This window comes from Ruegeria sp. CDSB113 (assembly GCF_059611045.1).
Genome location: NZ_JBXWOU010000009.1, coordinates 50,996 through 64,201, shown reverse-complemented (window position 1 = coordinate 64,201; position 13,206 = coordinate 50,996). Strand labels below are relative to the sequence as shown.

The window sequence follows — 13,206 nt, the reverse complement described above, 5'->3', positions numbered from 1 at the left end:
ATGTGTGGCAGGGTTATCGCCTGCGTCGTTTCCTCGCGTCTTATGGCCGTAACTTTACTTGTCGGGGGGCGTGAACAGGGATAATTGATACAGATCAATGCTGCGACTCCTGCAATGCCACTAGGCAAGGTACTCAAGGGGAAGCAAACCGCGGGGACGGCTTGATCCGTCATTCGGGGAAATAACGGGTTCGACAAACAGCACGTCTATGTCGGGCACAGAAGGAGATACTGGTGGACTATACTGCTCAGCTCGATTCAGCGATTGCCAGGCTGCATGAAGAAGGCCGCTATCGGACCTTTATTGATATCGAACGCCAGAACGGTCATTTCCCGCATGCTGTACGGACGCGTCCGGACGGCTCGCAGCAGAATATCACCGTGTGGTGTGGAAACGACTATTTGGGTATGGGCCAGAACCCGGTTGTTCTGAATGCAATGCATGATGCCGTTGATGCTGCTGGTGCAGGTTCCGGCGGAACGCGTAACATTTCGGGCACCACTGTCTACCACAAGCAACTTGAAGCTGAGTTGGCGGATTTGCACGGCAAAGAGGCGGCGTTGCTGTTCACCAGTGCATATATCGCGAATGACGCGACACTCAGCACCTTGCCAAAGCTTTTCCCCGGTCTGATCATTTATTCCGATGCGCTGAACCATGCTTCGATGATCGAAGGCGTGCGCCGCAATGGCGGTGCCAAGCGCATCTTCCGTCACAACGACGTCGCGCATCTGCGTGAACTGCTTGAAGCTGACGATCCCGCAGCCCCTAAGCTGATCGCGTTCGAGTCTGTCTATTCGATGGATGGCGATTTCGGCCCAATTGAAGAGATATGTGATCTGGCCGACGAATTTGGCGCGCTGACCTACATCGACGAGGTGCACGCGGTTGGCATGTACGGCCCGCGCGGTGGTGGCGTGACCGAACGCGATCGTTTGGCGCATCGCATCGACATCATCAACGGAACACTTGCCAAGGCCTATGGCGTGATGGGGGGCTATATCGCCGCCAGTGAAAAAATGTGTGACGCTGTGCGTTCTTACGCGCCGGGCTTCATCTTCACGACATCGCTTCCGCCGGCCGTTGCCGCCGGTGCTGCCGCTTCGGTGGCCTATCTGAAAGGTGCGTCAGAGTTGCGAGAGCAGCATCAGACACAGGCCAAGGTGCTTAAGCTGCGCCTGAAAGGGATGGGCCTGCCGTTGATCGATCATGGCAGCCACATCGTGCCTGTGATCGTCGGCAACCCGGTGCACACTAAAATCCTGAGTGACAGGCTGCTGGATGACCATGGTATTTACGTCCAGCCGATCAACTTCCCGACCGTGCCGCGCGGCACGGAGCGCCTGCGCTTTACCCCGTCTCCGATACATGGACCGGGTGAAATGAACCGATTGATCCAGGCGATGGACGAACTTTGGTCACATTGTGCGCTAAATCGCGCCGAACTTGCAGGATAACCTCACGCCAAAGTGTGCAATGCGTTTGTCGCGTGTTAAGCTTACGCTAACAAAAGAGACGCACGAATCGTTAAGTGGGCGATTCGCCGTTGGCGTGTAACACGCGCAAGGCAGAATGGGGCAGCAGGGATGATTGGGCGCAGATCACAGCGCGATTCCGAAGAAAACACGGACGTCAGGCCGAAGGGCTTTGACGACTATGAGGTACGGCTTGGCGACAGGATGCGCGGCGAACGCGCGACTATGGGCAAGTCTCTTCTGGATGTTCAGCGCGAACTGCGGATCAAAGCCAACTACATAGCTGCCATCGAAGACGCTGATCCCGATGCGTTTGATACACCCGGCTTCATCGCCGGGTATGTGCGTTCTTATGCGCGTTATCTGGGTATGAACCCGGATGATACCTTTGCCACGTTCTGCGCCGAAAGCGGGTTCGAAGTGGCCCATGGTATGTCAGCCGAGGCTTCGGTTGTTCGCAAACCATCCGGCGGGTTGCCCGCGCGGGGCCCGATGGGGCGCGATCCGTTCATCTCGCCGAATACACCTTACATCCCGGGCAGGGAATCTCTGGTCAGCCAGATTGAGCCACGCGCCATTGGGTCGTCTCTGGTCCTGCTGGCGGTGATTGGTGGCATTGGCTATGGCGGTTGGGCGGTTCTGAACAAAATCCAACAGGTTCAGGTGAGCCCGGTTGAACAGGCCCCGGTGGTTCTGTCCGATCTCGACCCGTTGGATGCAGCCCGCGCACCGGTAGAACTTGCCGAAGCAGCAGAATCCGCAACACCGACCCCCGAAGCGCTGGATCGTCTTTATCGCCCACAGGCGCTGGATGTTCCGGTTCTTGTGGCACGTGACGCGCCGATTGCCACATTGGACCCTCGCACAGTCGGAACGTTCCGCCCGCCAGAGGCACCCCGGATCGAAGTGGCCGAAGTGCACACAGTTGAACGCCTCGCATTGCCGCAGGTTGTTGAACAGGTTGATACCGCACTGAAAATCGTGGCCGTTGCGCCATCGTGGATGCGTATTCGCGCCGCCGATGGAAGCGTACTGTTTGAAGGCACATTGGGCACGGTCGAGCAGGGCAATACATTCGAAATTCCGCTGACCGAAGAACCACCGCAACTGCGTGCAGGGGCTTCGGGTTCCGTTTATTTCTCGATGAATGGTGAACATTTCGGGCCTGTTGGCGCGCCGGGCACGGTGACCAAAGGTGTTCTGCTGTCCAAGGACGCGGTTGCCGAACGCTATGAGATCGCCGATCTGGAAGCCGAACAGAATAGCGCCCTCAAACAGTTGGTGGCCGAACTTCAGGCGGAAGTACCTGAAACGCCGGCTGAGTGATCTGGCCATTGCGGTGGCCGGGTAGGCGGACTATCTAAAGACGCAACTCAGGCAGCTTTGGACCCGTCCTCATGTCCCTTAATCACGTCCGCCCGTGGCGAAACATCTATCGCCGCAAATCCCGCCAGATCATGGTTGGAAATGTTCCGGTCGGGGGCGACGCACCCATTGCTGTTCAAACGATGACGAACACCCTCACAACGGATGTTGCCGGGACCGTTGCGCAGGTTCAGGCCGCAGCAGACGCGGGTGCCGATATCGTGCGGATTTCCGTCCCTGATGAGGCGTCATCGAAAGCACTGAAAGAGATCGTGCGCGAAAGCCCGGTTCCTATCGTGGCCGACATCCACTTTCACTATCGTCGAGGCATCGAAGCTGCCGAGGCGGGGGCGGCATGCCTGCGCATCAACCCGGGCAATATCGGCGATGAAAAGCGTGTGAAAGAGGTTATCAAGGCCGCGCAGGACCATAATTGCTCGATCCGGATCGGCGTGAACGCCGGTAGTCTTGAAAAGCACCTGCTTGAAAAATATGGCGAACCATGTCCCGAGGCGATGGTCGAAAGCGGGTTGGAGCATATTCGCATCCTGCAGGACAACGACTTTCACGAGTTCAAGATCAGTGTGAAGGCCAGCGACGTCTTCTTGTCGGCCGCGGCCTATCAGGGCATTGCCGAGGCCACAGACGCGCCGATCCACCTTGGCATCACCGAGGCTGGCGGACTGGTGTCTGGCACCATCAAATCGGCCATCGGGCTGGGTAATCTGCTGTGGATGGGCATCGGCGACACGATCCGTGTCAGCCTGTCCGCTGACCCGGTCGAAGAGGTGAAGGTGGGCTTTGAGATCCTGAAATCTCTGGGCCTGCGCCATCGCGGCGTGAACATCATCTCGTGCCCGTCCTGCGCACGGCAGGGGTTTGACGTGATCAAAACGGTCGAGGCGCTGGAACAGCGGCTGGAACACATCAAAACGCCGATGAGCCTGTCGATCATCGGCTGCGTGGTAAACGGACCGGGTGAGGCGCTGATGACCGATGTCGGTTTCACCGGAGGTGGCGCCGGATCGGGCATGGTTTATCTGGCAGGTAAGGCCAGCCACAAGATGTCGAACGACCAGATGATTGATCACATCGTCGAAGAGGTCGAGAAGAAGGCCGCGGAACTGGACGCCGTGGCTGAGGCGGCGGAATAGTTGATGTCACTGACCCTCGGGTCAATTCAGACGGCGGGCATTTGTTGTGTTGCGCAGTGAATACCGCCACCAAGTTCGCCTAGAATATCGACGTTTAGTGCCACAACTTCGCGCCCCGGGTAATGTCGGGACAGGGCGTCGCGTGCGATGGTGTCGGTTTCTTTGTCACCGAACTGGGCCATGATGACCGCGCCATTGCAAACATAGTAGTTTGCATAGGATGCCACGAACTCTGGATCTTTGACCCGCCTTCTGACTGGTTCCGGAATGACCTCTACTTGTAAACCTTCCGCGACCAATCGGTCATGCGTGTCCAATGCCGCAAGGTGGAAGGGGTCCTGAAAATCAGGTTCGTCGGGAAGGTTGACCAGAACACGACCCGGTTCAGTAAAGCGTGCCAGACTGTCGATATGGTAGTCGGTGATGTCTTCGCCACAAACACCCTCGGACCAAATCATGCGGTTTGCTCCGTAGGCAGCCAAAAGCTTGGCTTCGATCTCGTTACGGGACTGGCCAGGGTTGCGGTTGTCGTTCACCCATGAGCTTTCATGCGCAATGAGCAGGCCGTGCCCGTCTTGCTCAACACCTCCACCTTCACCGTTCAGGCCGGAGGGAAGAAGCGGCAGGCCCAGTCGTTCGGCAACGCGCCCAGCGACACGAGCGTCCTGTTTGTGTGCTTGCTTCTCACCCCAGCCATTGAACTGGATTTTGCGGATCGCCATGTCACGGCCGTCTGAGATCACAAAGATCGGTCCGGAATCCCGGCACCAAAGGTCTTCAGTAGGGACGTCCCACAATTCAACTTCCGTTGAAAGTTTTTCACGCGCAGCCGAATGGTGTTCGGCAGCAGCCAGCATCGTTACCGGTTCAAATGGCGAAATTGCATTGGCAATATCGGCGATCGTTTGCTGCACAAGATCACGCAAGTGGGCATCTTCATACACATTGCGGCTTACCGGCCACTGCATGAAAGTGCGTTGGTGTTGTGTTTCTTCCGCGGGAACAAAATAGCCCAAGCCAGCTTGGGCAAAAGGTTGCTGTGTGACACTCATTAACCCAATCGCCCCGCCGGACAGCAGAACTTCCCTACGCTTCATTGTGAAAACCCTATTAGACTGTTGGGTGAAGAGCACCTCGGCCGGAGATGCTCTTTGTTTATCAGCCCTGTTCTGCGCGCACACCGTCCGCAATCTGTTTCATCTGATCCGCTGGCAGGAAGCCGCGTAGCATCTCGGTGCCCAGAACGAATGAAGGTGTTCCCGAAATCTGCATACGTTGCGCCAGCGCACGAGTCTGACCGATTTCATCCGTAACCTGCTCGCTGTCCATGGCCGCAATGATCGCATCGCTGTCCAGGCCCAGGCCATCCGAGATCCGGCGCAGGGAGACTTCGGAAGGCTCTCCACCGAATTCCATCAGAGCGTCATGGACCTGTTTGTAGGCGTCATCGCCGGCCACATGTTTGGTTGCGACCGCAAAGCGCGAAGACAGCACCGAGGCGTCGCCCAAGATCGGGAATTCCTTGATCACAAGGCGGATGTTGCCATCTTCGGCCAACAGGCTTGCGACCTCGGGCACGGCGCGGCGACAGTAGCCGCAGCGGTAGTCCATGAATTCGACCAGAGTGATGTCGCCATCCGGGTTGCCGCCAACCCAGCTATAGCCGTCGTTGAACAGCTCGTCCGCATTCGCGGCGACCAGTTCCTTGTCAGCGGAAGCTTCGGCCACAGCGTTGCGCTGTTCAAGAATGTTGATCGCTTCGATGATCACTTCGGGGTTTTCCAGAAGGTACTCGCGCACCTGCACACCGAACTGCTCGCGTTCGGCATCGCTCATGGTGCTCAGGTCCAGGGCCTGTGCGGGGCCGGTGATCAGGGAAAGCCCCAGAAGGGCGGGTGCAGCATGTCTGAGGATCATTTCCGGTTCCTTTTCTTTTTCTTCGCTCGTTCCGAGGCAATCAACACATCCTGTGCCCGTTGCCAACCAGGTGAACCTTCGGGCAATTGCCCGACGGCGCGTTTTGCGTGAATGCCTGCGTCGACCAGGCGGCCTTGCAGGGCATAGCGTTCTGCGGTCACAGCCGAGGCCATGCCGTTATTTCCGACCTTGGCATAAGCCATTCCAAGGTCCTGCATCAGTCGTGCATTGCGATAGTCCCGCGCGCGCGCCTTTTCAAGCACCTTAAGGGCGTCGGTCGTTTGCCCATCTGCCAGCAAGGCGCGCCCGTACCCCGCCAGAAGCAATGGATCATTCGGAGACATCTCAACAGCCTGCCCATAAGCTTTAATTGCATCGGTCAACTTCCTGTTTTCCAATAGAATCTGCCCTTTTAACTCATAAAAGAACGGATCATCGGGCCGGATTTCCAGCGCGCCGTCGATCGCTGCCCTTGCGCGGGCCAGATCGCGGTTCTGATGATGTGCGGCGGCTTCGCGCATCAGGCGGATGTCCTGCGCGCTTTCCTCTTTCAACCGGCGCAAGGTCCAGCCCGGCGAACGCAGGAAGGCCGATAGTTTGCCCTTGACCCGCGCGAACCAGTAATCGGCGTTGGGATTTGGTGACGCATGATCGCTGAACTCGCCCACAAACGCCTCAGCGGCGCGCAGCCGTTCGCGGCTGGTGGGGTGGGATCGCATATAGGGGTCTTGGTTGGCAGTGTTCAACAACTCCTGACCGGCAAACTTTTGGTGCAGAGCGACCATCCCGTTAGGCGAAATCCCCGCCGCGCGCAGGTAGCTGGCCGAACTGCGGTCGGCTGATGCCTCTTCTGCCCTTGTGTGCCCCAGGAAACTGCGCAAGGCCGACGCGGATGTGCCAGCGGCGATTCCCGCTGCGGCCTCGCCACCACCTGCGGCTGCGGCGATCAGGGCCAGCGCAGTGCCCAGCTGGGCTTTGCGCTGTGCGGCGCGCATGTTTTCAACCCGCCTGGCCAGATGGCCATTGGCGATATGAGCCGCCTCATGCGCGATCACGGCCTGCAGCATCTCAGGGCTTTCGACGGTCAGGATTAGCCCGTAATTTACGTATATCGCGTTGTAATCAATGACAAATGCGTTGAATGTGCTGTCATTGACGACCAGAATTTTCACCCGATTGGTGTTTAGCCCGGCGGCCCGCAGAATGGGAAAGGCCAGTTCGCGCAGGCCGTGCTCGATATCGGGGTCGCGGATCAGGCTTTGAGCGCTGGACTGAAACGCACTGCTCATCCATGTCACTGCAATCAGCAACAGGGCCGGGATTGACGCCAGCCTGGATAAGCGTTCAAAAGCCATGGCTGCAACATGGGAGATGGGCATGAGAAACTCAACCCGATCCGGGGTCGATCCCTTCATCGTGATGGACGTAATGGAGGCCGCGCGCCGCGCTGAAGAGGCCGGGCGGCACATCATCCATATGGAGGTCGGCCAGCCGGGGACGGGCGCGCCCAAGGGGGCCGTTCAGGCCTTGGCCAAAGAAATGGATCAAGGTCCGCTGGGCTATACCGTGGCTTTGGGTCTGCCCGCGCTGCGGCAACGGATCGCAAGCCTGTACGGTGAGTGGTATAACGTCGATCTCAACCCCGACCGCGTCGTGGTTACACCGGGGTCGTCCGGCGGGTTTCTGCTGGCTTTCACTGCCTTGTTTGATAGCGGCGACCGCGTCGGTATCGGCGCGCCGGGCTATCCGTCTTACCGGCAAATTCTAAAAGCGTTAGGTCTGGTCCCTGTCGATCTGCCCACCGCACCCGAAAACCGGCTGCAACCCGTTCCTTCCGATTTCGCAGGGCTCGACCTGCAGGGCCTGATGGTTGCGTCGCCTGCGAACCCCACGGGCACGATGTTGGATCACAAAGCGATGGGCGCGCTTATTGACGCCGCGCAGGGGCAGGGCGCTTCGTTCATTAGTGATGAGATTTACCATGGGCTGGAATATGAGGCCAAAGCCGTCACCGCGCTGGAACTGACGGATGAGTGTTATGTGATCAACTCGTTCTCAAAGTACTTCTCGATGACCGGCTGGCGCGTTGGCTGGATGGTGGTTCCCGAAGATCAGGTGAGGGTGGTTGAGCGGATCGCCCAGAACATGTTCATCTGTGCGCCGCACGCCAGCCAAGTCGCTGCGCTGGCGGCAATGGATTGCAATGACGAATTGCAGGCGAATCTGGATGTTTATCGCCGCAACCGGCAATTGATGCTGGACGGGCTGCCCAAGGCCGGTTTCACCAATATCGCGCCGCCAGATGGGGCGTTTTATGTCTACGCCGACGTCTCGAACCTGACAGACGACAGCCGGGCCTTTGCGGCCGAGGTGTTAGAAAAGGCCGGGGTAGCCGTCACGCCGGGGCTGGATTTCGACCCGCTGCGTGGTCATACAACGCTTCGGTTTTCATACGCGCGATCGACGGCGGACATCGAAGAGGGTCTGCAGCGATTGCACCGCTTTATGGCGGATCGCGGTGCGATCACGGAACAGGTCTGAGCCGTTCACAACGGGGCCCGGATGCGATAGGGTGCCAGACAAACGATCTCGGGAAAACTTGAGGCCATGAGCAGGATCATCTACGTCATAGCGCTGTTTTGGGCGCTGTCGACCGCCGCTGTCGCGCATGATTTCAGCGCGCTTGCGCGCGTGCTGCCGGATGACAGTCGCATTGTGGACGAAGGTCGCGCAGGGGTGAGGGTCGATCTGGGCCTCAGCCAGGGCGTGCCTTACCGGGTGTTCACATTGCAAGATCCCTATCGCATGGTACTTGATTTTCAAGAGGTTGACTGGACGGGACTTGACCGCGAAGCGCTTCTGCTGACCGATCGTATCAGCGGTGTTCAGTTCGGAGCATATGTTCCCGGTTGGTCTCGAATGGTTCTGGAGCTTGGCGCGCCTCTGGCCGTCGACCGCGCTGAGATGAAAATTGATGAAACGGCTGGCGGCGCGCAACTATCGCTGCTTCTGCAAGGAACCGATTTCGATTCATTCGCCGCCGGCGCAGGGGCACCCCGTCAACAAGGTTGGGATCTGCCCGAACCCGCAGTGACAGCGACCCAGCCGCGCCGGGGCGGGGCAGGCGCCCTGCGAGTCATGCTTGACCCCGGCCATGGCGGCATCGACCCGGGGGCCGAGGTCGATGGGTTGGATGAGAAAACCCTGATGCTGACCTTTGCGCGCGAACTTCGCGAGCATTTGTTGCGGACCGGAGGGTTCGAAGTGGTGATGACGCGGGTTGATGACCAATTCGTCTCACTGGAACGGCGCATCGCTTTGGCGCATCGGGCCGGTGCCGATGTGTTTATCTCATTGCATGCGGATATCCTGTCCGAAGGGCGGGCGCATGGGGCCGCAGTTTATACTCTCTCGGACGAAGCATCAGATGTAGCCAGTGACAAGCTCGCCGAACGTCATGACCGGGGTGACCTGATCTCGGGGATCGATCTGAGCGGTGCGGATGACCAGGTGGCCGATATCCTGCTGGATATCGCGCGGCAGGAAACCAAGCCCCGAACTGATGCGCTGGCCAGGGCGCTGGCGGACGGCATGACACAGAAGGGCGGCCCGATGAACAGCAGGCCGATCCGCACGGCGTCCTTCTCGGTTCTCAAGGCAGCGGATATTCCTTCGGTTTTGGTTGAGCTCGGATTTCTCTCCAGCCCCCGGGATCTGCAGAATATCAGGAACCCGGAATGGCGCGTTGGAATGGCGCAGGGCATTGTGGATGGTCTGAAGAAATGGCGGCAGGACGACCTGATCAAAAGATCCCTGATTGGTCAGTGACCCTGCGACATAAACCGGCTATTATTGGCCATCGTGTTTTGACCCTGCGCCGGGCCATCACTATATAGGCGTCACCGCGAGTAAAAGGCAGTAACGTGATCCGTTTCATTCTTTCGATTTTCGGGGCGATCTTCAGCCTCGTGACATTGGGTATCTTCATGGCCGCGCTGGTCGTCGGCGCGATCTTCTGGATGTATGGGCGCGACCTGCCCAGCCATGAATCGTTGGCGCAGTACAAGCCGCCCACAATCAGCCGAATCTATTCGGGCGAAGGCCAGTTGATCGACGAGTTCGCGCAGGAACGTCGCCTGTTCACACCGTCCGAAGAGATTCCCGATCTGGTGAAGCAGGCGTTTATCTCGGCTGAGGACAAGAATTTCTACACCCACCAGGGTTACGATCCGCGCGGTATCATTGCCGCTGGTGTTGAGGCGGTGAAGTCCAAGGGCGAAACCGTTCGCGGTGCATCGACCATTACACAGCAGGTGATGAAGAATTTCCTGCTGTCCGGCGACCGCCGCGCCGAGCGGAAAATCAAGGAAATCATCCTCGCCACTCGGCTTGAGGATACGCTGGACAAGGAACAGATCCTCGAACTTTACATGAACGAGATCTTTCTGGGTCAGAACTCTTATGGTGTGACCGCCGCCGCACAGACCTATTTCAACAAAACCCTGCAAGAGCTGGAGCCGCATGAGGCCGCGACATTGGCCGCGATGCCCAAGGCGCCGTCGGATTATCATCCGGTTCGGCAAAAAGAGCGTCTGCTTGCACGTCGGAACTATGTTTTGCGCGAGATGAACCAGAACGGGTATATCGATCAGGCGACCTATGAGGTCGAAGTCGAAATGCCCCTCCGCTCGGTCCAGAATGGCGATTTCGAAAGCTTCCGCACCGCGCTGCCGCCGCGTGACTATTTCACCGACGAGATACGCCGCCAGCTGAGCGACGATTTCGGCGAGGGTGAGTTCTTTACTGGCGGCTTTGCTGTCCGCGCCTCGGTCGACGAAGAAATGCAGCTTGAGGCTGCCAAGGCTCTGCGCACCGCGCTGCAAAAATACGACCGCTCGCGCGGGAAATGGCGCGGGACAGGTGAGGTTATCGCGGAAGAAAAACTGACCGATGAAACTCAGTGGCGCGAAGCGTTGGCCATCATAGAAATCCCCCGGGACGTTGTGCTTCCGACGCAGTGGTATCCGGCTGTTGTGATGAACGTCGGTGAACAGCAATTGACCGTGGGGATCGAGGACGGCCCGGCCGACGGGGTCATCCCGCGTTCCGATATCAAGTGGATGCAGGGTGATTTCGCGGCGAACTTCAAACGCGGCGACGTCGTTCTGGTCATGGCCGGGGAAGAGGGCCAGTGGTCTGCACGTCAGGTGCCTGAAGTGCAGGGTGGCTTTGTTGCGATGGACGTAAACTCGGGCCGTGTTCTGGCGATGCAGGGCGGGTTCTCGTACCAGGATTCGGTGTTCAACCGCGCCACGCAGGCGCAGCGCCAACCCGGTTCCAGCTTCAAACCGTTCGTCTACGCCGCCGCACTGGACAGTGGTTATAGCCCCGCAACTATCGTTGTGGATGCCCCGATTGAGGTGAACACGCCCCAAGGTCTGTGGCGACCCAAGAACTCGTCGAATAAATTCTACGGCCCAACGCCGCTGCGCACGGGGATCGAACAGTCACGGAACCTGATGACCATTCGTCTGGCGCAGGAGGTGACCATGCCTGTTGTCGCTGGCTACGCGGAACGGTTTGGTGTCTATGACCGTATGGGCGCGTTTCTGGCAAACTCGCTGGGGTCGGAAGAAACGACACTGTACAAAATGGTCGCCGCCTACGCGATGTTCGCCAACGGCGGTGAGCGGGTGGAGCCCACTCTGGTTGACCGTATCCAGGATCGGTTCGGCAAGACGATCTATCGTCACGACGACCGTCAGTGCTTGGATTGTAACTCGGCCTGGCTTGAGCCAGACGAGTCGCCCACTATTGAGACGAACCGCTCTCAGGTCATGGATGCGATCACCGCATATCAGCTGACGTCGATGATGAAAGGTGTGGTGGATCGTGGGACCGCGTCCAGTGTCGTCAATCTGCCGGTGCCGACTGCGGGTAAAACGGGTACGACGAACGAATCCAAGGATGCGTGGTTCATCGGTTTCACCTCGAACATCGTTGCTGGTTGCTACATCGGTTATGACCGCCCGCGTCCGATGGGGCGGGGGGCCTATGGGGGCACGTTGTGCGGACCAGTGTTTCAAAGCTTCATGGAGAAAGCGGTCGAGAAATACGGTGGCGGGCCGTTTGATGTGCCCGAGGGTGGCCACTTCATCAAGATCGATCGCTTCAGTGGCGCGCGCCTGCCTGCCGATGCTTCCGGTGACTATGTCGTGGCCGAATATTTCCGCGATGGCGTCGACGGCTTTATCGACCGTGTCTATGACGGTGGCTTTGCGATGGGCTCTGACCTGCCTCTGTTCGAAGAGGCCAACTCGGGCCGTCAGGTTACCACGTCGACTGGCAACACAATCACTGTTGGCCCCAACGCCAGCCAGGGTGATCTGCAGGGCGGCGGTCTTTACTGATCCGCTGCCTGCAGCAGCAGGTTCAACAGGTCTTCTTCCGGGTCATGTGTGACGGTGCCATCTGCGCGCCAGAAGATCGACAGAGCACATTTCGCGGCAGCCCATTGGGCAAGCCGTCTTTCGTTAACCCGCATGGCGGTCGCGTATAGCGCCAGGCCAGTTTCAATCTGTTCAGGTCGCCGAACCCACTCTGGCATGCCTTTTGGGTGGCGTAGGGCATTGGCCAGCTCAAAAGCGGGATCGCCGATGTACCCCTTGGCGTCAAATACCTGAGGCCCGGAGGGTGTTGCGATCACGTTGTCATGATGCAGATCCCCGTGCAGCGGAACAACCGTATCCTGCGTGTCCAGAAGGTGACGGCCAATGCTGATCGCCTGCATCATGTCGTGCCGTAACCGGGTCGGGCAATCGTCTGAGAATTGGCAGTCGAAAACTGGCGCGAAGACTTCCTGAAGTGGTTTCAGCCCGGTCGCGTTGATGGTTGGGCTTTGGTGCAGTCGGCCCGCTGCTGTCGCCAGGCCGCGTACCGCATCATCCGGGCGGCCTGACCGTGCGATGTCCCCAAGCGATGGCCCTTCAAGCCATTCCGTCAAAACGGCGTTACGGGCCTCGGCCAGTATGTGCACAGCACCCCGGTCACGCCACAGGTGCATCAGTTGCGGACCAGCTGTTTCATTGCCACGGTTTGGGCGGCGATAGATCTTGAGGGCGGCAGGCGTGTTGTCCAAACTTCGGACCTTCCACACATGTGCATGCCCGGTATTTGCGACGGGCTGTGCGTCTTCCAATTCCCATCTGGTCAGAAACTCGTTCAGCGCGTTTTGCATTCCCGTGTCGCCCGTCTTGTGGTGGCCCGCGCCTCTTGCTATCACGCAAGCCTGATTG

10 protein-coding genes are annotated in these 13,206 nt (G+C 58.7%); 6 read left to right on the top strand and 4 right to left on the bottom strand.

Annotation, left to right across the window (positions count from 1 at the left end; all coding sequences use genetic code 11):
• The first annotated feature begins 233 nt into the window (after positions 1-233).
• The 3 genes from hemA (at position 234) to ispG (ending at position 3,994) form a co-directional block, all read left to right on the top strand.
• Positions 234-1,457: a 5-aminolevulinate synthase gene (gene hemA, locus AC2FIS_RS15680; protein WP_496774249.1), complete on the top strand. Its 1,224-nt coding sequence runs from the start codon at positions 234-236 to the stop codon at positions 1,455-1,457.
• A gap of 129 nt (positions 1,458-1,586) precedes the next feature.
• Positions 1,587-2,801 (top strand): helix-turn-helix domain-containing protein, encoded by a 1,215-nt coding sequence (locus AC2FIS_RS15675; RefSeq protein ID WP_496774247.1) that lies wholly within the window; start codon positions 1,587-1,589, stop codon positions 2,799-2,801.
• A 71-nt stretch (positions 2,802-2,872) separates the two neighbouring features.
• Positions 2,873-3,994 carry a flavodoxin-dependent (E)-4-hydroxy-3-methylbut-2-enyl-diphosphate synthase gene (gene ispG / locus AC2FIS_RS15670; protein WP_496774245.1) on the top strand — a complete coding sequence of 374 codons (1,122 nt, stop codon included), beginning with the start codon at positions 2,873-2,875 and terminating at the stop codon, positions 3,992-3,994.
• A gap of 26 nt (positions 3,995-4,020) precedes the next feature.
• On the opposite strand, the gene AC2FIS_RS15665 is transcribed toward ispG, so the two are convergent.
• The 3 genes from AC2FIS_RS15665 to AC2FIS_RS15655 form a co-directional block, all read right to left on the bottom strand.
• Complete coding sequence (locus AC2FIS_RS15665) at positions 4,021-5,091, bottom strand: agmatine deiminase family protein (RefSeq protein WP_496774244.1); 1,071 nt, start codon at positions 5,089-5,091, stop codon at positions 4,021-4,023.
• A 61-nt stretch (positions 5,092-5,152) separates the two neighbouring features.
• Positions 5,153-5,911, bottom strand: a complete 759-nt coding sequence (locus tag AC2FIS_RS15660; protein ID WP_496774242.1) for a DsbA family protein — start codon at positions 5,909-5,911, stop codon at positions 5,153-5,155.
• Positions 5,908-7,290 (bottom strand): M48 family metalloprotease, encoded by a 1,383-nt coding sequence (locus AC2FIS_RS15655; protein ID WP_496722584.1) that lies wholly within the window; start codon positions 7,288-7,290, stop codon positions 5,908-5,910. The genes AC2FIS_RS15660 and AC2FIS_RS15655 overlap by 4 nt, the downstream gene beginning before the upstream one ends.
• Here AC2FIS_RS15655 and AC2FIS_RS15650 point away from each other — a divergent pair.
• The 3 genes from AC2FIS_RS15650 (at position 7,289) to AC2FIS_RS15640 (ending at position 12,321) form a co-directional block, all read left to right on the top strand.
• Positions 7,289-8,452, top strand: coding sequence for a pyridoxal phosphate-dependent aminotransferase (locus tag AC2FIS_RS15650; RefSeq protein ID WP_496774241.1), 1,164 nt, complete (start codon positions 7,289-7,291; stop codon positions 8,450-8,452). The genes AC2FIS_RS15655 and AC2FIS_RS15650 overlap by 2 nt on opposite strands.
• Before the next feature lie 66 nt (positions 8,453-8,518).
• Entirely contained in the window at positions 8,519-9,739 is a 1,221-nt protein-coding gene (locus AC2FIS_RS15645) for an N-acetylmuramoyl-L-alanine amidase (protein WP_496774240.1), read from the top strand.
• 95 nt (positions 9,740-9,834) lie between these two features.
• Complete coding sequence (locus AC2FIS_RS15640; protein WP_496774239.1) at positions 9,835-12,321, top strand: penicillin-binding protein 1A; 2,487 nt, start codon at positions 9,835-9,837, stop codon at positions 12,319-12,321.
• Here AC2FIS_RS15640 and AC2FIS_RS15635 read toward each other — a convergent pair.
• Positions 12,315-13,148: an aminoglycoside phosphotransferase family protein gene (locus tag AC2FIS_RS15635; protein ID WP_496774238.1), complete on the bottom strand. Its 834-nt coding sequence runs from the start codon at positions 13,146-13,148 to the stop codon at positions 12,315-12,317. The genes AC2FIS_RS15640 and AC2FIS_RS15635 overlap by 7 nt on opposite strands.
• Between the last annotated feature and the right edge of the window lie 58 nt (positions 13,149-13,206).

What these genes read in the sequence shown, in the direction of transcription:
- AC2FIS_RS15675 (WP_496774247.1), top strand. Translation starts at nt 1,587, where the DNA reads ATGATTGGGCGCAGATCACAGCGCGATTCCGAAGAAAACACGGACGTC.
- ispG (WP_496774245.1), top strand. Translation starts at nt 2,873, where the DNA reads ATGTCCCTTAATCACGTCCGCCCGTGGCGAAACATCTATCGCCGCAAA.
- AC2FIS_RS15665 (WP_496774244.1), bottom strand. Translation starts at nt 5,091, where the DNA reads ATGAAGCGTAGGGAAGTTCTGCTGTCCGGCGGGGCGATTGGGTTAATG.
- AC2FIS_RS15660 (WP_496774242.1), bottom strand. Translation starts at nt 5,911, where the DNA reads ATGATCCTCAGACATGCTGCACCCGCCCTTCTGGGGCTTTCCCTGATC.
- AC2FIS_RS15650 (WP_496774241.1), top strand. Translation starts at nt 7,289, where the DNA reads ATGAGAAACTCAACCCGATCCGGGGTCGATCCCTTCATCGTGATGGAC.
- AC2FIS_RS15655 (WP_496722584.1), bottom strand. Translation starts at nt 7,290, where the DNA reads ATGCCCATCTCCCATGTTGCAGCCATGGCTTTTGAACGCTTATCCAGG.
- AC2FIS_RS15645 (WP_496774240.1), top strand. Translation starts at nt 8,519, where the DNA reads ATGAGCAGGATCATCTACGTCATAGCGCTGTTTTGGGCGCTGTCGACC.
- AC2FIS_RS15635 (WP_496774238.1), bottom strand. Translation starts at nt 13,148, where the DNA reads ATGCAAAACGCGCTGAACGAGTTTCTGACCAGATGGGAATTGGAAGAC.